This window comes from Pelosinus propionicus DSM 13327 (assembly GCF_900114615.1).
Lineage (GTDB): Bacteria > Bacillota > Negativicutes > DSM-13327 > DSM-13327 > Pelosinus > Pelosinus propionicus.
Genome location: NZ_FOTS01000008.1, coordinates 45,803 through 72,123, shown reverse-complemented (window position 1 = coordinate 72,123; position 26,321 = coordinate 45,803). Strand labels below are relative to the sequence as shown.

The following is a 26,321-nucleotide window of genomic DNA, read 5'->3' as shown; positions in this document are numbered from 1 at the left end:
TCTTTATTTCTATTTTTTTCACCATTATCCTGCATTTTTCTACTTTTTCATCCTTTATCGGGCATCTCAGACTTAAAGTTTTGCCTGTATTAAGAATTTCTTCTCGCCAATTCTTATATTTTGTTATATGATTTTAGATAGAATTAGATTCTCTAGAATAAGGAGCTTTAAAGTAGCACTCTTACTGATTTTTTAACTTAGGAGGATATAAATATGTTAAAAATCAAAATAAATGAACTTAAAAAAGGTGATGTCATCGCCGAGCATATCTTAAATCCCGAAGGACAAGTCTTACTAGCAGCTGGCACCAGTCTGACTGATAAAACCATCAGTTTATTAAAACTATGGGAGATACAAGAAATCCGGGTGAGAGAAGAAAAAGATACAGATGATGATATTCGCCTATCCTTACAATTTGATGAAATTATCTCTAAAAATTCTCAGCTTTTTGATAAAATAAAAAAAATAGCTGACAGTGATTCTCCTCCCGTCGAAGAGCTGCCCACCATTTTTAACAAAAAGTCCACTCAACAATACCACGATATTTCTGATAAATTCTCAAAAATACTCTTTGATCTGCCACAAACAAAAGACATTATGCCCCTTACCGTCATGGCAAATATTATCTGCCACTATGCAGCAACGACAGTAGGAGTGCTTGCTTATACACTCAAAAGAGAAATCACCCCTTCGATGCAGGAAAATCTCACCAATCACAGTATATCGGTAGCTATTATTTCTGCAAAGATCGCTAAACTATTAGGACATCCTGATGCAGTAATACATACCATTGCCTTAGGAGCATTACTTCATGATATCGGCAAAATAAAGTTGCCAGAAAACCTCCTTCATAAAAGTGACTGCCAGTCAGCAGAAGAGGAATTGCAATATCAAAGTCATGTACAAGCCGGCTACGAAATCATTAAAAGTTTAGGATTGCCTCGAGAGGCCAATCTGATTTTACTGCAACACCATGAATATCAAGATGGCAGCGGATTTCCGCTGCATTTGCCTGCTGCTAAGATTCATCCCTACGCCCAAATTGTTGCATTTGCCAACTTTTTTGATTCTCTGCTTCATGAAAAGAATACCCCCCCCAATTTCTTTGCGATTCGCAAAAGACTGACCCAAGAAGGTGCTACTAAGTTTGATACTACTATCATTGATACATTTGACCATTATTTAGAAAGCTTTGTATTCAATGTAAATGTTGAACTCAATGACGGTCGAACAGCAGAAGTCGTTTATAATCATCCTTTTTATATGTCTCTAGTTGTGAGGACTGTAAATGGTGAATTTATTGACCTCAGCAAAAATAAAGATCTCTTTATTGCAAAATTAGTAGTATAAGAAAGGCACTTCCCCTCTTTTTAAAACATCGCCATTTGAAACATAAAAAGGACATTATTGTTACTATCTAACAATAATGTCCTCTTTTTTAAATTATGCGTTTATCGCTCTGGCATAATCTCCAACCAGTAGCCGTCCGGATCTTGAATGAAATAAAGATTCATCGCCTTATTTTCATAGCAGATACAATTCATTTCTTTATGTAAAGCATGCGCCTTTTCCATATCATCTGTAATAAAGGCCAGATGAAACTCATTTTCACCTAAATCATAAGCAGTTTTTCGGTCTTTCATCCATGTTAATTCCAGTTTATGTGGAGTCTGCCTATCTCCCAGGTAAACCAAGGTAAATCCATCCATATCCTTCCTGGATGTCTCAACCAACCCAAGAGCCTTACTGTAAAAATTCATGCTCCGCTCTAGATCCAAGACATTAATATTATTATGTGCTAATTTAAAATTCACAATTCTACCTCCTTTGTTGTTATCTACATTATATAAGAAAAGAGTGCATAATTGTCAAGGTATTACACAATTACCACTCTTATCGATTACCTTATCTTTTTTTTCTTTTTTCTCTTCCTGGCTGAGCCTGCTGTTCACCTTTTTCATTTTCTTTTGGCTTGCGGCGGCTTCTTGAGTTTGCTCCGCTGTGGTTCCCCGTTTTTTTCTTATCGGTTTTCCCAAAAACAAAGGCTCTTTTTTTCTCTTTTTTTTCTACTCCTGCTTTTTCCTCTTCACTCTTTGCATTGAATACTCTTCTTTTATCACTGCTAACTACTTTTTGATCATTTACTTTATGTTTTTCAATTGCAGCCCGAATACCTTGCTCAATCAATCTTACATAAGGCTGTTCATGAGGATCTATTAATGTAATGGCCATACCCACTTGCCCGGCACGCCCCGTACGCCCGATACGATGAATGTAGCTGTCTACATCATGAGGAATATCATAATTAAATATGTGAGTAACGCCTTCTACATCCAGACCTCTGGCGGCAATATCTGTGGCGACTAAGATCTGAATTTTAGCTTCACGAAAACGCTTCATGACCTGTTCCCGCTTTGCCTGAGACAATTCACCATGAAGTTCGTCTGTTTCATAACCCTTTTGACTAAGAGCCATATTTACAGCTATTGCTCGTTTTTTGGTATGACAGAAAACAATTGCTAAATAGGGTCGATATTCATCAATCATACTACTTAGCTTGGCAATTTTTTCTGCCTCAGGTACCTCTACCATAATCTGTTTGATTTCATCTAAAGTAATATTTTTAGTTTGTATCCGTATATCTAACGGCTTTCGCATGTAACGGTCGGCTAATCCGCGAATTTTAGAAGGCATGGTTGCTGAAAAGAGCATCGTTTGGCGTTTATTCGAAGTTTGACGAACTAATTCCTCCACATCCTCTAAAAAACCCATATGCAACATTTGATCCGCTTCGTCTAGTACAAGTTTCGTAACATTCTCAAGCTGTATCGTTTCTCGCCGCAAATGATCCATTAATCGTCCAGGAGTACCAATGACGATTTGAGCTCCTCCTTTTAGCCTTTTAATTTGTCGATCTACATCTTGTCCACCATATACAGATAAGACCTGTATTTCTAATTGGTCTGCTAACTTTGCCACTTCTCGGGTAATCTGGAGAGCTAATTCCCGAGTTGGCGTAATAATTAATGCTTGTACAATTGGCTTACTGATTTCAATTTTTTCTAAAATAGGCAATACAAAGGCTAATGTTTTGCCTGTTCCTGTCTGAGACTGCCCAACAACATCCTTGCCGGACATGATCGCAGGTATCGCCTGTATTTGTATTTCTGTGGGCTTAATAATACCATTCTCAGCTAAAAGCGCAACTATTTTCCGTCGCATACCTAGGCTTGTAAAATCTTTATGCATAAAAACACCTCTTATTATTCATTAAACCTATACTTCATTTTATCTTACTATTGACGGCAAATCTGATTCCAGATGTAATGTATACTGCATGTAAAGCAATGACTAGGATTGTTCTACAGAAATCTTCGCTATATTTCCTGGAAATATTACAAATACATGTTAGGAAAAAGAGTGTTAGTCCCATGCCTAACACTCTTTTTCTTAATGGCTAAAAAAGCCTAACTGTATAAAAAACAATATGGCGAATATATATAAGATTGGGTGAACCGTTCTGCTTTTACCTCTTAACACTTTTAAAATAGGATATACAATAAAACCTACACCAATCCCTGTAGCAATACTATATGTTAGCGGCATCGCAATTACGATTAAAAAGGCAGGAAAAGCTTCCTCCAGATCATTCCAATCGATACTGCGCAACCCTCCCATCATAAAAAAGCCGACTATAATCAAAGCAGGTGCTGTAACTGCAGGAATGCTAGCCAGAATTTTGGCAATAGGTGCAAAAAATAAAGTAATTAATAACAATATAGCTGTTACTACAGCTGTCAGACCTGTCCGTCCGCCTACAGCAACTCCTGAACTTGACTCAACATATGCGGAAGTAGGACTCGTACCAAGAGCAGCACCAACGGTAGTGCCAACAGCATCTGCCAGCAACGCTCCCCGCACTCGAGGAAACTTTCCATCCTTTAGTAATCCGGCCTGTTCTGCTACACCAAGCATTGTACCCGTAGTATCAAACAAGGTAATCAATAAAAAAGTAAATACCACTGCATAGAGCCCTTGCTCAAAAACACCAGATACATTCATTTGCCATGCGGTGTTCTCTAAACCATGAGGCAGCATATACAAACTATCTGGCAATACTAGCATCCCTTTGTAATAAGCTATAACGGAAGTAATCAGCATACCGACAAATAAGGCTCCCTGCACACGATAAACCATTAATACCAAGGAGATCACAAGACCAATAATTGTCATTAAGGTAATCGGTTCTGCCAAATTTCCTAACGTAACCAATGTCGCCGGCGATGCAATGACAATCTTCGCATTCTGTAATCCAATGAAAGATATAAACAAGCCAATTCCTGCGGTAATCGCATGTTTTAAACTAGTTGGAATTGAATCAATCAAAATATAACGAAATTTGGTTAAGGAAAGGAGCAGAAAAATAATCCCTGTCAGAAATACTGCTCCTAATGCGACTTGCCATGAATGTCCCCCTGCTAATACAACACTATAAGAAAAGTACGCATTCATCCCCATTCCTGGGGCTATAGCAATCGGATAATTGGCAAATATCCCCATAATCAACGTAGCTAATGCACTTGCTAAAATAGTAGCCATAAATACACCATCAAAATCCATGCCAGCAATATGTAAAACCGCAGGATTGACAATAACGATATACACCATTGTCAGAAAAGTAGTAATACCTGCCATTATCTCTGTAGATACCTTTGTTCCTCGCTCTTCTAATTTGAACCATGATTCCACGTATGAAACACCTCTATTCTATCTTCTTGCTTTCATTATCTTCTCCAAAAGACCGAGATTTATTTTATCACATTGAAGTACCCTTGTATACAAAGAATTTTTGTAGAAGTCAGAAACTCTAACTATTATACTTTCTTGAATATATAAAAAAGGTAACCATTTTAGATAGTTACATCTAAGTGGTTACCTTATAAACAATTTTTTATTTTTTTTCTTTATGTACAATACCGCCTGTTGCCTGATGGGTAGGAGTAACAGTTACCTCACATATTTGAACATGAGCTGGCGCACTAGCTGCATAAACAACAATATCTGCAATGTCCTCTGCTACTAAAGGCTCTATACCCTCATACACATTATCAGCTTTCTGCTGATTGCCATGGAATCGAACTACGCTGAAATTAGTTTCCACCATGCCTGGCTGAATATTCGTTACTCGTATTGGAGTATCCACGACATCCATTCTAAGTCCATCACTAATGAACTTAACCGCAGCTTTTGTAGCACAATATACCGTCCCTCCAGGATAAGCAATAATCCCTGCAGTAGAACCAATATTAATAACATGACCATTTACATTATGTTCTAACATCCGAGGAACAATTTTTCTGGTAAGATACAATAATCCTTTTACATTTGTATCAATCATAGCCTCCCAGTCTTCTGGCTCTCCTTCATGAAGTTTATCCATACCGCGTGCTAATCCAGCATTATTAACAAGTATATCAATTTTCTGCCAGTCTAAAGGCAATGTATCGATGAGTTCATTGACAGCCTTTTTATCCTGCACATCCAATTGCAGTGCCAATACATCAGTTTGATACTTCTCTTTTATTTCATTGGCGACTTCTTGTACCTTTTCTACCGTTCTTGCAGATATAATTAATTTTGCTCCTGATTTTGCAAATAATTCAGCGCAAGCTTTACCTATACCACCGCTGGCGCCACTAATAAAAACAATTTTATCTTTTAATATTTTCATTCGACAAATCTCCTTCTATTTATAATCATTACATCTACCTTGCTGATTATCTTTCTACACAATCACTTAATTTCCTGCCATGCTCAACAAGTGAAATAAAGATCAAGTATTCGTTTTGTTAACCTACTGTATATTGACCCAGCTAACCTTAAATTCCTTTCAAATTTTAACTCTTATGTATTCTTTACGACTTACGTTTTTTGCCTTATTTACTACTCTTTGCATAGTATATCAATTAAATTTTAAAATAAACGTTTCACTAAGAATCATTCAATCTATAATATAAATAAATATATTAAATAATTGAGGTATGCTATGGACGACACATGCACCAATTCACGAGAACATATCTGTGCCAGCATTGTTCCCATTTTCAAAATGCTGCATCTTCCAGAATTGCAGAAAATTAACACTTTGATCAAGAAGAAAAACTATGAAAAGGGTAAAATTCTTTTTGCAAAAGGAGACGTAGCTAATCATCTATATATCGTGCGCTTTGGTATGGTAAAAGTCTATGAAATGTCAGAAGATGGGCGACAACAAATTGTGCGTCTATTAGAACCTGGTGACTTCTTTGGTGAACTCGCTTTATTCATGGATGAACAGCACTATTTCCTAAATGCAGAAACATTAGATAACACTGGAATTTGCCTTCTGTCTCGAGATGACTTAAGAATGATGATGCACCAAAATCCTGAAATTTCAACCCGTATTATGCAGGCATTAACAGAAAGACTCGCTTATGCAGAAAGATTCATTAGTAATCTTACCTTACAGACCATTGAACAGCGTCTGATTACTTGGCTTCTCATTATGGGTGAAAAAGAAGGTGTTGTGACACCTGATGGTATCCGACTTACTATTAATCTACCTAGACATGAGCTAGCTAATTTATTCGGTACTACAAGAGAAACACTCAGCCGCAAGCTCTCGAAACTACAAGCAGAACGCTTAATAACAATCATCAGCCCCAAACAACTGCTACTTCTTGACAAACTAAAGCATTATTCTACACTGGAAAATTAGCACTTGCTATTTACTACACCTTTTAACTACTATAAAACGAAGAAAGGTGACTTATAAAAAACAACCAACCTATCAATATTTTTGAAGATAGATTGGCTGTTTTTTTATTCTCAATGACTTAAAAGTCCAATTTGTATAAAAAATAATATCATGAATAAATATAAGATGGGATGAACGTCACTTCCCTTGCCTCGCATTAATTTTAATAGAGGATATACGATAAAGCCAATTCCTATACCAGTAGCGATACTATAGGTTAATGGCATAGACGCCACAACCAGAAAAGCCGGAAAAGCTTCTTCAATGTTTTGCCAGTCAATATCACGCAAACCATTCATCATAAAAAAACCAACAATAATAAGTGCGGGTGCTGTCACAGCTGGTATACTTGATAGCATTTTAGCAACAGGCGAAAAAAATAAAGTGACTAAGAACAATCCTGCAACAACAACAGCAGTTAAACCACTGCGTCCTCCTACTGCTACACCTGCACTCGACTCAATACAGGTAGCGGTGGGACTTGTTCCTAGCACAGCACCAGCCACCGTGCCAGCAGCATCAGCTAAAAAGGCACCTCTCGCATTTGGAAACTTTCCATTTATAAGAAGGCCGGCTTGCTCTGCCATTCCCAGTAGTGTACCCGTAGTGTCAAATAATGTAATTAAAAAGAAAGTAAAAATTACAGAATAAAGACCAGAATCTAAGACACCCTGTACATCCAATTTTAATATGGTATTCTCTAGACCACTAGGCATCACCACAAATTGTGACGGCAACGACATAAAACCCATAAAATAAGCAGCAGATGCGGTTACTAACATACCAATAAATAAGGCTGCCTTTACGCGATAGGTAAGCAATACTAATGATACCGCCAAACCAATAATTGTCAACAAAGCAATGGGCTCAGACAGCTTTCCAAGAGTTACTAAAGTAGCAGGAGAATCAACAACAATTTTTGCACTTTGTAATCCTATAAAGCAGACAAAAAAACCAATACCTGCAGTAATAGCATGCTTTAAACTCGCAGGAATCGCATCAATTAAAATGGAACGAAATTTGGTAAGAGATACCAGTAAAAACATGACTCCCGATATGAAAACAGCCCCAAGTGCTACTTCCCAGGAATATCCACCGCCTTTTACTACACTAAAAGCAAAATAAGCGTTCAACCCAAGTCCAGGTCCAATTACAATCGGATAATTCGCAAATAATCCCATAATTAAGGTACCGATTACACTGCTTAAAATAACTGCCATAAAAACACCATTAAAGTCCATACCAGTCAAACTTAAAACGGAAGGAATAACAATGACTGAATATGCCAATGTTAAAAAAGTTGTTATTCCTGCCAAAACTTCAGTGGATACACTTGTCCCTCGTTCTCGTAATTTAAACAATAATTCCATTTGCAACACCTCTAAATTATATCTATGTAAGGCGACATTATAACACAGATTTACACATTATGTATACACTAAAATCCGTATTTATTCTTCTTATCTTTTTACTATTCTCCTGAATTCTACTAATATTATTATTTTTTTAAAAACAAATTCTCTATTTTATTAATAATAGCCTTATCAGCAGGACATTTATATTTATTGCAGAGTATAGCGCCTCATTAATAACCTCTATATCCCGCTGTACCTACAATGAAAGATTCATGTTACTATTTCGTGAACTTACAAATTCTACAAATTAAGACCTCCATTCATCTAGCTATAGAAGAATGGAGGTTAGTAAAGTACTACGATTATGGCTATAATGAAATTCCAGATTCATAATCAATGTAGAAATACGTTCCATTTCTGTTGATCCATTGGTATCGTTTATTCTTTCACTTTTAATTTGTCTCCACATAGTATCCAATAGATGTAGTCCTGACTGTAAACCATATAGATATAATGGCTTTTTAAAGACGAAATTTATAAGAAAATTTTCGATTAAAATATCAGGTGTACAATGACTGACTGCTGCTATAACATCATCTTTTTCATCTAAATAAAGATAATTATCATAAATAATTGTATTAAAACTCTGCTTAAAAGTCTCGTTCTGCGGCAAATGGAGAATTTTTTTAATTGTTTCTTTTACGAGTTGAATACGTTCTTCAATTGTGATTTTTCTATATTGCAGTAAATCAATAATGTGATGTTCTATTTCAAAATAATAACGCAAAGGATGATATGAAGATTGCTGATCAGGATATACATGAGCAACTTCCTGGTTAGCATGTAAAAGCATTGGTTCCACCTTAGAGCGTATGATTTCTAAAGGTCTCACTCGACTTGCTATTTTTACTACCGCTGGACAACTAAAGCTTAAAGTCAGCTCTTTACCGCGCGAAGTGTTCATCGGATAGCGAGGAAAAATCTGGCAGACTGTATCTAAATGATTATGCCCAGCTTCCTGATGTAATCGGCAAAGATGATTCTCTTCTAAAAACCAACAGCCACCTTCAGTCTTTTTACGGATGTAAGCATATTCACCTAATTCCACTTTACCAATAATAGGAATAAAAATATTAAAGAACTCCTCTTCCTTCCCATTTCTCAAAAATAGCTGATAATTTCGTCTATAACTTTCCTCATCCATTGTTACCTGCCAATCGTTTCGGCAGCAACTTCCACACATTTCGCATGTAAACTCATTTATAATATCGATATAGATATACATCTTACAGCTCCATCCTATGATTATGCTTATGAGTGTATTTCTTCTTGATACTCCAAGGAATTCCTGCCGTATCCGCTGATATAATCAGATAAAAAATGCTGCGCTCTCATAGTCAACATTTCTTCTAAAGCTATAACTTGAAATTCTATGTAACAGAAAAGGACCACCTGTTACAGCATTATGACTTGCTGTGACAGATGATCCTTAGCAACTATATAGAGTACTTATTTAAAAATTCCAAAAGGTTTACCTGTAGGTAAAAATGCTTTTCCAAAATGATGATTCAATACGACTGCAGCAGAACCATAGAAAGAAACTAAGGATATTGCAAGCTCCGTATAACCAGCCACAGTATGCGCCCAATGAGCAGCACCAAAGGCATCTAATGCTAGCATTGCTAATAAAACATCAATTAATACAAAGATAATAAATAATACTTTATTCGTTTCCATTGAACCTATCGTCATAAATAGGGAAAAAATTAAATAACCAATAAAACCAAAACCAAGCTGTCCCATATCAATACCATTCATAAGTGCCTGTCCAAAAACACCTAACTTTATTAACCAGCACGCTGCAACGGAAAACCAAAAGAAAGCATACCCAGCAAAAGCAGTTGCTCCAAAAATATTATTGTGCTTAAAATCCAGAGAAGCTGCCATTAATTGCGCAAAGGCCCCCAAAAATATAGCCCATGGAATTACAAACGATAAACCAGTTGTAATTCCAAGTTTTTGGGTAGATGCGACAAAAGTCACCATTGCCAAACCAAATAAACCTAAACTAGAAGGGTCTGCCACTACGATTTTTACATGTTGCGTGTTATTCATAAAAACCTCCTTAAATTTATACTATGCTAAGTTACCACATAAACAAAATTCGTGTCAATATATTAAAATATTACATAATTTTCAGTAAATTTCGCATTGCATAAATTACTGAAAAAATGGCAAAAAAAGTCTAGGGAATGCAAGTATTCCCTAGACTTCATTGATTTATATAATTTCCTTATCTCCCACTAAATCCAGTACTTTATCAACCTTAAAATGTACTAAATAATAGTCTTCCTTTGTTTCACACTCTTCATGCTTACAGCGGCTAAGGAGAGAAAAAAGCAACTCGCTATTCTTTTCTTCTTGAACCTTAGTCAGATAGACACGCTTCCCTTCCATTTTACCCCGTTTCAACAAACAAGAAGCAAGCATTAGGGTTTACTGCAATATTTTCATGTGTCTTACGCGCTTTCATAATAAACCCAAACAAATCGTTTTCTAATGGATAAGGAGCAGCATAGATTGCAGAATTGACTTTGCCTTGATCATCAGCAGTAGATAAAACACCACTCCCCTTTACAGATGCAAAATATTCTTTTAAAGCCATGATATAACCCTCCTTCACTTTTATTATGTATTCGTTAGATTATAATTGATATTCGTTTTCTCTGTATTAAATTCCTTCTTACTTAATAAAAATTATTGATTATTTAGCTGTTATTATATAATAAGGAAGATAAAATTCGAATTGGCAAAATAATTACTTTATGCTACTATAAAGTATGTCCTTCTTAAAAAGTTATTTGTGTCTTTAGGAAGAATAGTATATTATATTAACAGTATTAAGTGAAGTGGGGGAGGATGGAAATGGCTCTAATTGTAAAAAAGTTCGGTGGAAGCTCTGTAGCTACCCCTGAGAAAATCATGGCTGTAGCCCAAAGAGTTCTACGCGAAAAAGGTCCTGAAGATAAAATGGTTGTAGTAGTGTCGGCTATGGGAGATACTACAGATAACTTAATTACCCTAGCCAATACCTTAGTTGGACAACCATATACATATGCTCGCGAAATGGATATGTTATTATCAACTGGCGAGCAAGTAACCATCGCTTTATTGGCGATGACCTTCAGCAAATTGGGGCATCCCGCCATATCATTAACAGGCTCCCAGGCCGGCATTAAAACAAATAGCGCTTATACCAAAGGCAGAATCAACAACGTTAATCCAGTAAGGGTGCTAGAACAATTAGATCAGGGAAATATTGTTGTTGTCGCTGGTTTTCAAGGATCGAATGATGCAGGCGATATTTTAACCTTGGGACGAGGCGGCTCCGATACTTCTGCAGTTGCTCTAGCCGGAGCGCTAAAAGCTGATGTTTGTGAAATTTTCACAGATGTAGATGGTATCTATTCTGCTGATCCAAGAATTGTACCAGATGCCCGCCGAATGAAGGAAATAACCTGTGATGAAATGCTGGAAATGGCTAGACTAGGAGCAGGAGTGATGCAGCCTCGCTCTGTAGAAATGGGTAAACACTATGGTATCCCAATTCACGTACGCTCAACATTCACCCAAGACATGGGTACTTTTATCAGGGAGGTATGTACAATGGAAGAAAAAGAATTTATCATCAAAGGAGTCGCTCATGACACCAATGTAGCCAAAATTGGAATATTAGGTGTACCAAATCGTCCAGGTATTGCTTTTAAAATTTTCTCAGCACTGGCAAAAGCAAATATTGATGTGGATATGATCGTACAAAGTATACGCAATACGGACAAAGATATTATCGATATGATCTTTACCATTGCACAACCTGATTTACCTCAAACGAAAAAAATCATCGAGGAGTTAGGCGAGGAAATGGATTTTCTTGGTACTCTCATTGATAATCAGGTCGCCAAAGTATCCATTGTCGGTGCAGGTATGCTCGGCAGTCCTGGCATCGCTGCCAATATGTTTGGTGCATTATCTGATGCTGAAGTAAACATTGAAGTAATTAGCACTTCAGAAATCAGCATATCCTGCATCATTCAAGCTGATCGTGTAAAAGAAGCCGTAAACGCAATTCATGCTCGTTTCTTTCCTAAAAATCCTGAATAATACACGAAAAATACTAACGTGGTAATACATTAACCGCAGAGGCGCAGAGAACACAGAGAAGGTAGAATTGAATCCCTCTCAGTATTCTATGCCTCTGCGGTTTCGTCTCTCTTTTCTTTCCAAGCTATACTTTAAACTGCAGCACCAGGTTTTCTAGTTTGTATGACATCTCCTGCAACTTTTCCGTAGAAGAGGTAATATCTTGAGCGGAAGCAGCCTGCTGCTCGCATACTGCAGCAATTTCCTGAGCACCATTCGTATTGTGAGCTGCCAAGACACTAATATTAGCCACAGCCTGCATTGCCTCCCGGCATAAATTAACTTGATTCTCTGTTTCTACAATAATGGTATTAGCCTGCTCTTGCACATGACCGATCCCTGCAACAATTTTTTCAAATGCAGCACCGCTGGTTTGCGCAATTTCGACCCCCTGCTCTACATTAACAAAACTTTGCTGCATGGCAGTGAAGGCACCACTACTTTCTGACTGAATTCGATTGATAATTGCTGAAATGTTTTTGGTAGCTTTTGCTGATTGTTCGGCTAGCTTACGTACTTCGTCTGCCACCACCGCAAAGCCTCGACCTGCTTCTCCCGCCCGAGCAGCTTCAATCGCTGCATTCAAAGCTAATAAATTGGTCTGTTTCGCGATTTCGGTAATTACACCCGTAATGGTACCAATTTCCTTTGTACTTTCCCCCAGTATCTCAACGGTCTTAGCAGTTGAAGCAACAAGGCTTTTAATATTTTGCATCTTCACTACCGTCTCATTGATGACCTGCTGCCCTTGAACAGACGCTGTTGAACATTCATTAGTAGAAGCTGCCGTCTGCTGAATACTTTCTGAAACATTCACACTAATATTCACTAATTTTTGCAGCAGCTCTTCGGTAGTCTTCGTATCTTTTCCCTGATGTCCAATTTTTTCGGCAATATCCGCGACAGACTGTGACACTTGGATGCTTCCGACGCGAGATTGCTCTGTAGTAGCTGCAACAGTATTGGTAGACTCTAATACAAGACCAGTAGATTGTTTTACAGACTGTACAATATTTCGCAAATTAAATGTCATGCTATTAAAGGCCATTGCAACATGCCCTAATTCATCGTGCCTGTAATGCCCCATCGTGTGGGTTAAATCACCTTGGGCTACAATATCGGCCCCTTCCGCTAATTCCTGCAAAGGAGCAAGAGATTTACGAATCACAAACAATCCACTAATCAGTAAAATCATAATCATACAAAAGATAATTTTTGTACTATTTTCTACCATATCGAAGGCAGACTGCAGTGCATCTTTTTTAGGATAGGCGGAAACAGCAATCCAATCCGTATTCGCAATGGGACGATAGGAGATAAAATAGTCTTGATTCCGAAATACTCCCATCGTATTGCCAGACTGCTTTTCTACAGCCTCTTTATAATATTCTTCTTCTAATTGTTTGGATTGTACAACTGCAGATGAATCACTTTGATAAAAAATCGGTACTCGATTTTTATTCAGAATCGTTATAGAATAGCCTGGATTTTGCGATAATATCTGCTCAACCAAATTATTTACATTTTGCATAGACAAATTAGCTCCTAGTATCCCTTGCACTTTATTATCTGCGCCTACAATAGGAACGGATGCAATGATCGTCATCTCATTCGATACCTTACTATGTATTGGATCTGAGAAATTTACAGTTCCTTGCAATGCTTTTTGAAAGTAATCCCGATCCACAATATTTACTAGTGCTTTATTATCCGTACGAAAAATTTGATTTCCATCTGTACGAGCCACAAAAAGAGCCTCATTACCGCCATAATAAGGCTTGACCTGGGCAAGATAATTTTCCAATCCTTCTTTTTTCATCTCACGAATGCTGCTCGTGGAACTGGTTATCATTAAGAAATTCTTTTTGGATTGAATATTTGCCCCAATATCACTGGCAATCCGGTCCACAACTTTATTATTTTTATCTATAGCAGCCTGCGTTAGGCTTCCCATTGTCTGATTCGTAAAATACCAGCCTATGATACTTAACGGCATAACGCAGATAAGAGCCATGGTAATAGTTGCCTGGGTTGCAAGAGATGACCAAGATATTTTAAATGTAAAATTGCGCAAAGAATCCAGTGTAAAAGACCTTAGAGAATTTTTTACATGATTGCCTTTTCCGGAAAATTTAAGTAACTCATTTCTGTACTGCTTTAATTCTCTTAAGCATATAATCGGATTACTTTTAAATTTAGGTACAAACCTAACTTTCATATTTTTTATAAAATTCATCACTTTTTTTTGCATGCTTATTTCCCCCAAGCATTATTGCTTCTATATAATAAATGTTATGCCTATTTAGTAACTTTTACTAATTAAATAGATTAAACAGAAAAGGTCATGATATATACATGACCTTTTCGTTTATCCACATTTATCTGATTCGATTATTTTTTTAATTTTGTAACAGGCACAAATCCATTTTTTTCAGCATATGATTCTTGGAACTCTTTACTAGTCACATAGTCAATGAAGGCTTTTACTGCGCCAGTAGGTTCTCCTTTTGTAAACATACGACCAAAGGTATATACGGGATAGCTGCCATTTACAACGTTGTCAATCGAATATTTCACTCCATTATAAGCCAGGCCTTTTACGCTTTGATCTACATAGGCAGCATCCACATAACCAATTGAACCAGGAGTACTTGCAATCGCAGATCTTACAGCACCATTTGAGTCCTGAATAACAGCATTATCTGTGAAGTCAGCATTTTTAAGTACTACTTCAGCAATCGTTGCACGAGATCCTGATGACTTTGCACGATGAACTAACGTAATTTTTTGATCCTTACCGCCTACATCTTTCCAGTTGGTAATTTTACCAGTCAGAATATCAATATATTGTTGTTGAGATAAATTGTCTACAGTTACATCACTATTCACAATGAATACAAATGGAATTCCTACCAGTTTGTGCTCAACAAGTCCTTTATCTTTTAAATTGTCTTGTAAGGCTACATCAGAATTACCAATGTTAACTGATCCTGCAGCAACTTGATTTTGTCCGGTAAAAGAGCCGCCGCCTGCAATATTAACCGTTACTTTATCATATTTCTTTTGAAATTCTTCTTGTCCAGGTTTTAATAAAGGAAGCAACGCTGTCGAACCAGATGCAGTTACTGTTCCTTGTACATCAGCAGCTGCCTTAGGCGCTTCTTTTGTACCGCCACAGCCTGCTACTAAACTAACACCCAGCATTAAAGACATTGCCGCTACAAGTATTTTAGATTTTTTTACTAATTTCATTTGAAGACCCCCCTGTAAAATTTACTATAGTTAAATTGTAAGACAATATTCAGTAAAATGTGTTACGGCATTGTTAACTTTATGTTAAATCACTTATGGACTTAATCGATACAGTAACAACTTCGCCAAACCATTTTACATTTTTTCTTCACTGCGCCAGCGGCTTCACCTAAATCAGCAGGCGTTTTGAATTTACATTCACGACTCGTCACGACTGCAATGGATAAGGAAACAATAGGGTATTCTTCTTCTATCCCATGCCGATTCTTAGCAACGATATACTCTATCTTTTGGTCTTCTTCAGTATAAAATCCTCGAATCCTAACATCAAAGTAGTCAATAATTGTCTGGCATAAAGGAGCAACATCAACACCATGTACAATCGCAATAAAGTCATCACCACCAATGTGCCCTACAAAGTACTCTGCAACATTCGCACTTTTTAATTGCAATTGAATGAGCTGTGCCGTCATGCATAGAATTTTATCACCGTTATCAAAACCATAGGTATCATTGTAGGCCTTAAAATTATCTAAATCAAAGTATAATACGGAATAAGACTCTCTTGATTCAATAATTTGCTGCAGTTTTTCTTCGATTAAGATATTTCCAGGCAAACCACTTAAAGGATTGCTATGCTTAGCCCTATTGATTTCTAATTGAGTTGTTTTCTCTAATAATTGCCGCACTGTAATAATTCCATAATACTTTCCATATTGAGTCACCACGATATAGTCATACAGGCTATCTTCATATCTGGCAACGGCTAGTTTTGATACTTGCTCTAATGGCATATCATAATCTACTATCAATGCCTGATTGTCCATCAGCGAACCCACGGATCGTTTCATATATACAGCAACGCCATACTGAGTTGCTAAGTGCACCAAGAATTTATTTTTCATCAATAATCCCACTGGAACCTCTCCCTGTAACAAGGTAATACCCATGAGGTGAGGATTTTCGTTAAAATATTCCAGCGCCTGACTGCCAGTAATCCCTTCTGGAAAGCCTGGATCACGTCTGCTAATTTCTCCAATAGGCATCGTCAACGGAGTATGAAAGGCCTCTTGTTTTTTCTGCTTGTTTTTTGAAATGATATTTTCTTTCACCAAAGAATGAATCGTCAAGAACTCTGCTGCCGGCCTTTGCAGCAAATACCCTTGACCATAAGGTATGCCAATTTGAATTAATGTATTCAATTCATCAATAGTTTCAATACCTTCTGCAATAATTTTCATATTCATTACAACCGAAAATTCATAAAAAGCCTTTATTAACGCTTGCTTTAAAACATCTTTATCAATATCCCTTACCAAATCCATATCAATCTTAATAAACTGCGGCCGTGTTTCTGCTAACAGCCGTAAACCTGAATATCCTGCTCCAGTATCATCAATCGCAATTTTATATCCTTGACTGGTATAATGATCTAGCACCTTGCGAAAATTTTTATAGTCAGCGATAGAATTTTTCTCCGTAATTTCAAAAATAATATTACTCAGGTCAAAATCCTGAGCTGCTACCATTTCCAAGGTAGCACCTTTTTTGAAACGCTCATCATTTATAATATTAGGATCAACATTAATAAACAGCATCATATCTTTCGACAAGCCTTTAACCCTGTCAAAAGCTTTGCTTCTGCAAATAAATTCCAATTCCCACAATTTATTAAATCTCTCTGCAGCTGCAAATAAGTCATCTGGCCGCTCTAAGGATGAACCTTGTGGTCCACGGCTCAACGCTTCATAGCCAACAACATTTCCATCTAAAAGAGAAATAATTGGCTGAAAAACAGCCTTAATGTCTTTGTTATGTATTATTTTTTCCAATTCATAATAATCGTTCTCTCCCTTTTGCGTATCTTGATAATGTCGAACTAGCTGATTACATAGTACAGCTGGCATAGCAGTCTTCCTCCATATTCAAACGATCTATACATCTATACTTAATAGTAAAGAACTACAGCTCGCTATTTGTTATGCAATCATTATTTTTAGGTTAAATCTAAGTTATGCGTAAAATCTTCATAGTCAATCCATATTTTTTATTGTATTATTTTTCTAGAATACTTTTATCAGGAGGCATCTATGTTTAAATGGGGTATAAAATTACGATTAACCATTAGCTACCTCTTATTAATTTTATTTACAATGCCAGTGTTAAGCGGATACTTACTTTGGTATTCTTATCAGCATAACTTAGAAATTTTGACGTCAAGCTTATCGACCCATGCTCATCTTACAGAGCATTTCTTAGAAAACTATATGTCCGGTCCTAATGAGAAATCTCAGATTGACCACCGTATCAAAGAATTGGCTACTAAAACTGATTTGCGAGTAACAGTCATTAATCCTACTGGTGATGTGCTTGCTGATTCCTGGGAAAATCCAGCTACTATGGAGAACCATTTACAGAGGCCAGAAGTTGCCTCTTCCCTCACCGGACATGAAGGTTCTTCAATTCGCTACAGTACCACTTTAGGGCAAAATATGCTATATGTAGCGATTCCCATACGAAATGGCAATGAAATTGTAGGTGCGGTTCGTATTTCTAGCACTTTGGCGGCCATTGATGTTGGATTTAATCAGATTAAGTCCACACTTCTTATTGCCACCCTATTAACCTCTTTATTAGCTATTCTTCTAAGTATTTGGCTAGCTAGAAAATATACCGCTCCATTAGAAGAAATCACCACTGCTGCCTGCGATATCGCAGATGGTAATTTAGACCGCCGTCTCCATATACGAACTGGCGATGAGCTAGAATTACTCGCCCATACTCTTAATAATCTAACCTCAAATTTAGACGATAAAATCAATGAAACGATTGCAGAAACTAAAAAACTAGCTCTGATCTTACAGCATATGGATAACGCGGTCATTTTACTTGATCGCTATGGAAAAATAACCACAGCCAATAAAACGGCCAGGGATATTTTCGGTATTCAAGATGCTATGCTTTATCAACATAATATGCAAGTTCTTGGTTACAGCCAACTCGATCGTGCAGTACAGCAGACAACTAAACAAGGGAAAAATATGCTGATCTATCTTAAGGCCAATATACACGGCAGCGTAAGGGTCTTTCAAATATTTATTGCTCCAATTACCGCTACAGAAAATGAGATTACTAGTATCTTAAGTGTATTTCATGATATTACTGCTCTGCAGGATATGCATGATCGTCAATCTGATTTTGTCGCTAATGCGTCTCATGAATTGGCAACACCATTAACGACAATCAAGGGATTCGCAGAAACCTTATTGGACGGTGCCTTAGCGGACAGTAAATTGAGTAGTAAATTTCTTACCATTATCCATACAGAAGCAGAAAGAATGCAGCGTTTGGTAAACGAACTATTACAATTAGCAAAACTGAACTCTCATGAGTACAGACAACAAGTTAAGCTAAAAGAGACCCATGTGTCGCCTCTTCTTTATATGGTAAAAGACGAACTTAAAACCAATGCAGAAGAAAAAAAGATTACTGTAGATATACAAGCAGATTCAGATCCTATCGTTATGGCTAACCCTGATTGGTTAAAGCAAATCTTGATTAATCTTTTGGATAACAGCATCAAATATACGCCCCCTTTAGGAAAGGTGCTGTTAACTTGTCTTCAGGAAGGACACGAAGCTATACTGATTGTTGAAGATACAGGTATCGGTATTCCAGCTACTGATGTACCGTTAATCTTTGATCGTTTTTATCGTGTTGACCGAGCACGATCTCGTAATGCCGGCGGCACAGGGCTAGGACTGGCGATTGTAAAATTTATTGTTGAAATGCATGGCGGTAAGATTGAAGTAAAAAGTGCTGTCAATATCGGAACAACTTTTACCATTCGCCTACCACTAGCCTGAAACAATTGCACTAAAATAGAACGTTAAACCCAGAGGACGCAGAGAGGCACAGAAAACACGGAGGAGCATTTTCTAAGCCCTCTATGTATTTCTTCTCTGTGTTCTCTGCGGTTCGTTTATCTTTTGGTACGTAACGTTTTACTTAGCAAAAATTTAATCTATTTTTAATGTATTCCTAACGTAATCTTATTTAGTAAACCTTATAATGAGAAAGAGAATACTTTCTCAATAAAGGGGGATTAGCGTTGAAGAAATATTATGTCTTAGACACTAATGTTTTATTGCACTCTCCAAATGCCCTATACGCTTTTAATGAACATACGATTGTAATTCCTGAAGTCGTGATTGAAGAACTGGATAAATTTAAAAAGGAATCAACAGAACGCGGAAGCAACAGTCGCAGTGTCAGTCGCATCATTGACAGCTTGCGCAGCCAAGGCAATTTACTAAAAGGAGTCCCCATCAATAACAGTGGTGGAATTCTCATCCTCGAATCCAATCATACTGCCACTGCAATGCCGCTTCACTGGGAAGGCGATAAAGCCGATAATCGTATTCTGCAAGTTTGCAAAGGACTGGCAGAAAGCGGTCACCAAACGATTTTAGTGAGCCGCGACACGAATATGCGTGTTAAATCTTCCATTTTAAACATTCAAGCCGAAGATTTTCGTAATGATAAAGTTTCAAATATAGACCAGCAATATACAGGACGTCTAATTGCTTATACTTCTAGTGAAGTCATTAATCGCTTCCATGAGAGTACAAATCATTATATTGACCCTGATGCTCTTTATGTTTTCGACGATTTTGCAGGCATATTAGTGCCTGCCCCACTGGTTACCAATCAATTCCTTCTAATACGGTCAACAGACAATGACCGTCATACTGCATTAGGTCGCTTTGATGGGAAGAAAGTCCTTCACTTGCTCTATCAAAATCGCAATCCCTTTGGAGTCACTCCTCGAAATGTTGGCCAGATTTTCATGCAAGAATGTCTTATGATGAGCGCTGAAGAAGCACCCTTGGTCATATTAAAAGGGATTTCTGGAACCGCTAAAACCTTTTATTCCTTAGCAGTCGGACTTTACAACTATATGGAATGCCGTCCGAAGGAATATCACCATCTTTTGATATGTCGCCCAAATTCAATGCTGGATGAGGGAATTGGCTTTCTTCCTGGCACAGAAGCCGAAAAAATTGAGCCCTACATGAGGGCCATAAAGGACAATCTATTTACATTAATGTCAAGTAACGCATCAATGGAAGACAAAGACATACTGCAAACTGAAGATACGGTTAATATGCTATTTGAAAAGCGTATTATTCAAACAGAAGCATTGGCATATCAAAGAGGTCGGTCGCTGCAAAAATATTGGGTTATTTTTGACGAAATGCAAAATGCTACCCCACGCCAAGCAAAGGCTGTATTAACCCGTCCCGGTCTGGGTACTAAAATCATACTCATTGGTGATCCAGCCCAAATTGATAATCCACTGCTGGACAGCCAGTCGAACGGTTTAAGCTATGCCAGTGAGAAAATGATTGGATCTGAACTATGCTTTCAGGTAACCATACTGCCTGAAGAATGCGAAAGATCTCCTTTGGCAGCACAAGCGGCTATGAGATTATAATCATTAAATTAAATCGAATCTATAAAAACTAGGCTTGTACGAGCCTAGTTTTTATACAAAGTACTCGATAGAGGCATCCGGAAAATACCTAAGTACTCCTTCTTGCATATCGTTTTTCATTTCGTCTATCGTTTCTTTCTGATAGATATATTTTCCATAACCAAACTGACCGTATTTAAATTTACGTTCCTGCTCTTCCATAGGTAATTTCGTTTCTGGAAATATTTCAAGAATGTTATTTTTAGCCTTTTTAGTAAAGCGATGAGAGATTAATTCAAAAGTTATGTTATTACGTTCCTTCTTCGGAAGCTGTTTATCTAATTCCTGTAATAACTGTAAATACCCCTCTTTCCAGCCAGGATAATGAAAAATAGGAGCAATGATAAAACCAATCAAATATCCCTTCTCCGCCACTTTAGCAGCAGCTTCTACCCTTTGGCTTAAGGTCGGTGTTTTATGCTCATACTGCTCAATAATCGAAGCTGCATTGATACTAAAGCGAAACCTAGTATGTCCGTTATGTTTAGCCATTAATAAAGAATCTACTCGATCATGCTTGGTAACAAAACGGAATCTGCCCAATGGCTGTCTGCCAAAAAACTCAATGGTTTTATATAGCAGCCCCGTCAAATATTCGGTAGGAATTGGATCTGAAGTAGCGGCCCCTTCAAACCAGGTGATTTCTGGTGCTCTCGTTTCGATGTAACGACTAGCCTGATCCAATATTTCTTCCACATTTACATACACTCTTAAATAAGGCTTTTTCCCTAAAGTAGTAGCGAGATAGCAATATTCACACATACTCGAACAGCTCGTAGTTAAAGGTAATTGATAGTGAGCCGATGGTTTGCATCCTGCAAAATTTAAGCTCTTTCGGATACCTACTACCAACGTGTTCTTGGCTTCTTGGTAGGCCTCTTGCGGATTATCTCCTGGTATACCCGTTATTCGATTATGGGATCTCGTTAACGTGATCGGTACTTTCATTTCTTGTAACTGTTCATACACCTGTTGTCCAATAGGATATTCTAGTGCTTTGGGTTCAAAGAAAGCTCTTTTGGGAATAAATTGATGGCTCATTCTACTTCCTCTATTCATCTATAATTTATTTTCTCTAGTGTGAACATAATAAGACAAATTCTATACGAAATTCTTGCAAAATAAAATAAAAGCTTCTGTTAGGTTGCTTTTTTGAGTATTTTGTTGTAAATTAGTCAATAGATTGAGAAAGGTAGTTGATAAGAATATGAATGCTAAAGTGATCGATCATCCGCTAATTCAGCACAAATTATCCCTAATACGCAATATACATACAGGAACCAAAGAATTTCGTGAATTATTAGAAGAAATCTCAATGTTAATGGCTTTTGAAATCACTCGTGATCTTCCTTTAGAAGATGTAGAAATCGAAACTCCTGTTGCAAAATGCACTTGTAAAATGCTATCAGGTAAAAAATTAGGCATTGTTCCTATTTTGCGGGCCGGCTTAGGTATGACCAATGGTGTGGTCAGGCTCATTCCTGCTGTTAAAGTAGGCCATATTGGCTTATACCGTGATCCCCAAACCCTCATGCCTGTAGAATACTACTGTAAACTACCAAGTGATGTGGCAGAAAGAGACTTTATTCTAATTGATCCAATGCTTGCAACAGGCAACTCTTTAGCTGCTTCCATTGATATCCTCAAAAGAAAAGGAGCTAAAAATATTAAGTGCATGTGTCTGGTTGCTTCACCTGAAGGCATACAATTAATTAATAATGCTCACCCTGATGTAGATATTTTTGTCGCTGCGATTGATGAAAAATTAAATGATCACGGATACATTGTCCCAGGTTTAGGAGATGCTGGTGATCGAATCTTTGGTACTAAATAATCCATAACAGTAAATGTAAGGTATACAGTTTTGTCTAATAGACAAGACCGTATACCTTATTTTTAACATTGCAGTCTTTTCTATAAACACAAACTGTACTATTAATAAAAATTACCAATAAATTTTTCATTAAATTTACATATAAATAACAACATTTTTTTAAAAAAAGGTGTATAATGTAGTTAAAAAATAATGAAACCGAAAGGCTGGGATACAGTATGGCGATTTGGCAAGTTGAATTAGACAGTAGAGATGTGAGTCAATATCGCAAGAAGTTGAAAAATCGCGGTTTTATCTCGGCGAGCTATTTTTCCTATAATGGCTTTGATCTCGATAAAATGAGAAAATTGGCTAAAGAAGGAAAAATTGATGCTATGCGCTGCATTATTGGAAAATCTATACGATGGTATTACTTAGAGCAACAGGCAGAAACTGCACGACTCAAGGGTGAACTATACTAGAATTGCATATAGTCCTTCATATAGGAGAAATAGAGTCAGTGTTTCCTTTAAGCAAAAGGAAACACTGACTCTATTTCTCTTTTTACGCAAAACCATATATTATGCTTTATTAAGTTAAAAGAATAGTTCGTATTTTTTCTTGTTATTTGTCAGTTTCATAAAGGGTTTCTCCTAAATTTCGCGAAGTCATTGTCATAGAAAGGCAAATAATACCAAGGGGGATATTATGATGAAGAAACGAAATTATACCTGCCTCTTTGCTGGTGAGGCTGGCTACGGAGTAATGAGTGCTGGTTCTATCATTGCTAAAGGAGCAAATCGTAATGGCTTATGGTCTTTTTTAGTTAATGAATACCCTTCACTTATTCAAGGCGGACTCAATTCTTGTCTAGTAAGTCTAGCAGATCAACCTCTTTCATCTTATGAAGAAACCCTTGATTTCTTAGGACTCTTTTCACAACAAGGCTTTGATTATTATGCGGATAAACTAAATCCCGGTGCTATTGTATTATATGACCCTGCGACTACTCAAGTGGATGAAAGCAAGGTTCCGAAAGGTACTATACTTTATCCCGTTCCCTTAGCAAGTTTCATTCCTAAAGGCGGAGCTAAAATCATGATCAACAGTGCCATGTTAGGGAGTTTTTGTGCTCTTACAGGCTATTCCAAAAATGTAGTCATTGATGTAATTAAAGATGAATTCCATAATGCTAATATACAGCAGGAAAACATTAAGATTTTAGAAGAAGTATATGAACACGTAGTATCTTCCTTACCTTCCCAGAATGTATTTCCTTTTACTTTTCATAAGCATGCAGAACCCAAAATTCTTATTAACGGCAATGAAGCCATTTCCATTGCTGCGATAAAAGCGGGCTGCAAATTTTCAGCTGGTTACCCCATGACGCCAGGATCGAGTGTTTTAAGTTATTTAGCAGATCATGGCAGAGATTATGGTCTAGTTTTTAAACAAGCGGAAGATGAAATTGCCGCTATTAACATGCTCATCGGAGCCTCTTTCACAGGAGTACGCTCCATTGGTTCCACTAGTGGCGGAGGTTTTGCTTTAATGGTAGAAGCCTTAGGTTTTGCTGCGATAGCTGAAGTCCCTCTGGTTATGGTCAATGCGCAAAGAGGCGGTCCTAGTACTGGTCTGCCAACACGGACTGCACAAGCGGACTTAACTTTTGTCGTTTATGCTTCGCAAGGTGAATTCCCGCGGATTGTGGTAGCTCCCGGCGATATTGAAGAATGCTTTTATGAAACCTTTCGAGTTTTTAATCTCGCAGATAAATATCAAATACCATGCATTATTTTAACTGATAAATATTTGGCTGATTCATCGGTTTCGCATCCTCTCTTTGCTACTGATCATTTAACAATTGATCGCGGCAAATGCTTTGAAGAAAGCGCAGATCGCCTAGAACCTTATTTGCGCTATCAAAATACTCCTGATGGCATTTCAACAAGAGCTTTTCCAGGGCAAATTGGGGGGCGTCATATTGCAACTAGTTATACACATGGAGAAGACGGTTTTTATAGTTCAGGAAATAAGGAGTACGCCCTTAATGAACCAATTATAACTAAAGAGAGTATGGATAAACTGTATAATAAATTACCCTCTTTGGAAAAAGAGATACCTGCCATTAAATTCTATGGTCCTTCTGAAGCTGATATAACGATTATTGCATGGGGTTCAACGAAAGGAGCGATCTTAGAAGCGATGGAACAGGCTGCAATCCATGGGATCTCCGTAAACTTTTTGCAAGTTCTCTATATTTCTCCTTTCCCAGTTTCTGCTGTTGAACCACTTTTGCAAAAAGCCAAGAAAACCCTCCTCATTGAAGGCAATAAGACAGGGCAGCTTGGCGGCATTATTGCTGCTCATACGGGGTACAAAGCGGACCATTCCTTCTTCAAATATAACTCTCGTGCTTTTGTGCCTTCAGAAATTCTTGCAAAAATCAAGGAGGTGCTTGTCTAATGAGTGCTCATGATATTAATTTATCCTATGTTCCCACCTGGTGTGCTGGCTGTGGCAATTATGGCATCATCAACTCACTAAAAAAAGCCCTGACTTCCCTTAACTTGGATTTAGAACAAACGGTACTGGCCACAGGGATTGGCTGCGCGAGTAAAATCAGCCAATATGTGAATACCTATCGCATTGAAACCTTGCACGGCCGTTCTCTGCCTGTAGCCACAGGAATCAAATTAGCGAATCACAATCTGACTGTAATTGCCGAAGGCGGCGATGGAGATGGAATGGGTCTGGGAATGGGGCATTTTATTCATACAGCAAGACGTAATTTGGACATTACCTATTTTATTCATAATAACCAAATTTACGGTTTAACCAAAGGCCAAACCTCACCGACTAGTGATTTGGGAGCTGTCACAAAGTTTACTCCTGCCCCACTTGGCAATGTAGAACAGCCTATCAACATAGTAAAAATGGCTTTAAATGCAGGAGCTACCTTTGTAGCACGAGGATTTGTCGGCAATAGTACGCAGTTGGTTTCTCTCATGGCTGAGGCTATTAAACATCCCGGATTTGCCGTAGTTGATATTCTCCAGCCTTGTGTTACTTTTAACCATGTGAATACATACCCATGGTATCAGCAGCGTGTTAAAGTCATTGAAAATATGAAAGGCTATGACCCCACCAGCCTAGACAAGGCTCTGTCTTTTGCTGGCTTATGGGGGGAACAAATCCCTATAGGTTTATATTATCGTACAATACGTCCGACCTTTCATGAATCCCTGCCCCAGCTTTCCGAGCAATCCCTGATGCAGCAGAAGATCGATAATGTGGATATAACAGGACTGATGAAGGAGCTCTATTAATAACCTAAACGAACACACATAGCATTGTATTGAAAAAAAC

22 protein-coding genes are annotated in these 26,321 nt (G+C 37.5%); 9 read left to right on the top strand and 13 right to left on the bottom strand.

Annotated elements, in window-relative coordinates:
* Positions 1-213: 213 nt before the first annotated feature.
* Complete coding sequence (locus tag BMZ99_RS05850) at positions 214-1,350, top strand: HD-GYP domain-containing protein (RefSeq protein WP_090933884.1); 1,137 nt, start codon at positions 214-216, stop codon at positions 1,348-1,350.
* Positions 1,351-1,451: 101 nt separating this feature from the next.
* On the opposite strand, the gene BMZ99_RS05845 is transcribed toward BMZ99_RS05850, so the two are convergent.
* The 4 genes from BMZ99_RS05845 to BMZ99_RS05830 all read right to left on the bottom strand — a co-directional run bounded on the left by BMZ99_RS05845 (position 1,452) and on the right by BMZ99_RS05830 (position 5,731).
* The gene (locus BMZ99_RS05845) at positions 1,452-1,814 is read right to left on the bottom strand and encodes a VOC family protein (RefSeq protein ID WP_007955979.1); all 363 of its coding nucleotides are present in this window, start codon (positions 1,812-1,814) and stop codon (positions 1,452-1,454) included.
* Positions 1,815-1,905: 91 nt separating this feature from the next.
* Positions 1,906-3,249: a DEAD/DEAH box helicase gene (locus tag BMZ99_RS05840; protein WP_090933882.1), complete on the bottom strand. Its 1,344-nt coding sequence runs from the start codon at positions 3,247-3,249 to the stop codon at positions 1,906-1,908.
* 201 nt (positions 3,250-3,450) lie between these two features.
* Entirely contained in the window at positions 3,451-4,749 is a 1,299-nt protein-coding gene (locus BMZ99_RS05835; protein WP_090933880.1) for an NCS2 family permease, read from the bottom strand.
* Between the two features lie 202 nt (positions 4,750-4,951).
* Positions 4,952-5,731, bottom strand: coding sequence for an SDR family oxidoreductase (locus BMZ99_RS05830; protein WP_090933878.1), 780 nt, complete (start codon positions 5,729-5,731; stop codon positions 4,952-4,954).
* Positions 5,732-6,046: 315 nt separating this feature from the next.
* Between BMZ99_RS05830 and BMZ99_RS05825 the strand changes: the two genes are divergently transcribed.
* Positions 6,047-6,757 carry a Crp/Fnr family transcriptional regulator gene (locus BMZ99_RS05825; RefSeq protein WP_090933876.1) on the top strand — a complete coding sequence of 237 codons (711 nt, stop codon included), beginning with the start codon at positions 6,047-6,049 and terminating at the stop codon, positions 6,755-6,757.
* A 110-nt stretch (positions 6,758-6,867) separates the two neighbouring features.
* On the opposite strand, the gene BMZ99_RS05820 is transcribed toward BMZ99_RS05825, so the two are convergent.
* The 5 genes from BMZ99_RS05820 to BMZ99_RS26915 all read right to left on the bottom strand — a co-directional run bounded on the left by BMZ99_RS05820 (position 6,868) and on the right by BMZ99_RS26915 (position 10,816).
* Positions 6,868-8,166, bottom strand: a complete 1,299-nt coding sequence (locus tag BMZ99_RS05820; protein ID WP_090933874.1) for an NCS2 family permease — start codon at positions 8,164-8,166, stop codon at positions 6,868-6,870.
* Between the two features lie 313 nt (positions 8,167-8,479).
* Positions 8,480-9,436, bottom strand: coding sequence for a flagellin lysine-N-methylase (gene fliB / locus BMZ99_RS05815; protein ID WP_090933871.1), 957 nt, complete (start codon positions 9,434-9,436; stop codon positions 8,480-8,482).
* 224 nt (positions 9,437-9,660) lie between these two features.
* Positions 9,661-10,266, bottom strand: a complete 606-nt coding sequence (locus BMZ99_RS05810; protein WP_090933869.1) for an acetate uptake transporter — start codon at positions 10,264-10,266, stop codon at positions 9,661-9,663.
* Between the two features lie 165 nt (positions 10,267-10,431).
* Entirely contained in the window at positions 10,432-10,608 is a 177-nt protein-coding gene (locus tag BMZ99_RS26920) for a hypothetical protein (RefSeq protein ID WP_245754834.1), read from the bottom strand.
* 1 nt (position 10,609) lies between these two features.
* Positions 10,610-10,816, bottom strand: coding sequence for a pyridoxamine 5'-phosphate oxidase family protein (locus BMZ99_RS26915; protein WP_245754833.1), 207 nt, complete (start codon positions 10,814-10,816; stop codon positions 10,610-10,612).
* 260 nt (positions 10,817-11,076) lie between these two features.
* Between BMZ99_RS26915 and BMZ99_RS05800 the strand changes: the two genes are divergently transcribed.
* Complete coding sequence (locus tag BMZ99_RS05800) at positions 11,077-12,312, top strand: aspartate kinase (protein WP_090933867.1); 1,236 nt, start codon at positions 11,077-11,079, stop codon at positions 12,310-12,312.
* A 124-nt stretch (positions 12,313-12,436) separates the two neighbouring features.
* On the opposite strand, the gene BMZ99_RS05795 is transcribed toward BMZ99_RS05800, so the two are convergent.
* The 3 genes from BMZ99_RS05795 to BMZ99_RS05785 form a co-directional block, all read right to left on the bottom strand.
* On the bottom strand, positions 12,437-14,602 hold the full coding sequence (locus BMZ99_RS05795) for a methyl-accepting chemotaxis protein (protein ID WP_090933865.1): 2,166 nt from the start codon (positions 14,600-14,602) through the stop codon (positions 12,437-12,439).
* A gap of 140 nt (positions 14,603-14,742) precedes the next feature.
* Positions 14,743-15,603 carry a phosphate ABC transporter substrate-binding protein gene (locus BMZ99_RS05790; RefSeq protein ID WP_090933863.1) on the bottom strand — a complete coding sequence of 287 codons (861 nt, stop codon included), beginning with the start codon at positions 15,601-15,603 and terminating at the stop codon, positions 14,743-14,745.
* Positions 15,604-15,704: 101 nt separating this feature from the next.
* Positions 15,705-17,510 (bottom strand): GGDEF domain-containing protein, encoded by a 1,806-nt coding sequence (locus BMZ99_RS05785; protein WP_090933861.1) that lies wholly within the window; start codon positions 17,508-17,510, stop codon positions 15,705-15,707.
* Positions 17,511-17,693: 183 nt separating this feature from the next.
* Between BMZ99_RS05785 and BMZ99_RS05780 the strand changes: the two genes are divergently transcribed.
* Positions 17,694-19,469 carry an ATP-binding protein gene (locus BMZ99_RS05780; protein WP_090933860.1) on the top strand — a complete coding sequence of 592 codons (1,776 nt, stop codon included), beginning with the start codon at positions 17,694-17,696 and terminating at the stop codon, positions 19,467-19,469.
* Positions 19,470-19,714: 245 nt separating this feature from the next.
* Positions 19,715-21,100, top strand: coding sequence for a PhoH family protein (locus tag BMZ99_RS05775; RefSeq protein WP_090933859.1), 1,386 nt, complete (start codon positions 19,715-19,717; stop codon positions 21,098-21,100).
* Between the two features lie 51 nt (positions 21,101-21,151).
* Here the strand turns inward: BMZ99_RS05775 and splB are convergent, their stop codons facing one another.
* Complete coding sequence (gene splB / locus BMZ99_RS05770; RefSeq protein ID WP_090933857.1) at positions 21,152-22,180, bottom strand: spore photoproduct lyase; 1,029 nt, start codon at positions 22,178-22,180, stop codon at positions 21,152-21,154.
* A gap of 166 nt (positions 22,181-22,346) precedes the next feature.
* On the opposite strand from splB, the gene upp reads away from it, so the two are divergent.
* From upp to BMZ99_RS05750, 4 genes are all read left to right on the top strand, one after another.
* Complete coding sequence (gene upp, locus BMZ99_RS05765; protein ID WP_090933855.1) at positions 22,347-22,973, top strand: uracil phosphoribosyltransferase; 627 nt, start codon at positions 22,347-22,349, stop codon at positions 22,971-22,973.
* Between the two features lie 218 nt (positions 22,974-23,191).
* Positions 23,192-23,434: a hypothetical protein gene (locus BMZ99_RS05760; RefSeq protein WP_036680902.1), complete on the top strand. Its 243-nt coding sequence runs from the start codon at positions 23,192-23,194 to the stop codon at positions 23,432-23,434.
* 226 nt (positions 23,435-23,660) lie between these two features.
* Complete coding sequence (locus BMZ99_RS05755) at positions 23,661-25,418, top strand: 2-oxoacid:acceptor oxidoreductase subunit alpha (protein ID WP_090933853.1); 1,758 nt, start codon at positions 23,661-23,663, stop codon at positions 25,416-25,418.
* On the top strand, positions 25,418-26,281 hold the full coding sequence (locus tag BMZ99_RS05750; protein ID WP_090933851.1) for a 2-oxoacid:ferredoxin oxidoreductase subunit beta: 864 nt from the start codon (positions 25,418-25,420) through the stop codon (positions 26,279-26,281). The genes BMZ99_RS05755 and BMZ99_RS05750 overlap by 1 nt, the downstream gene beginning before the upstream one ends.
* Positions 26,282-26,321: the final 40 nt, after the last annotated feature.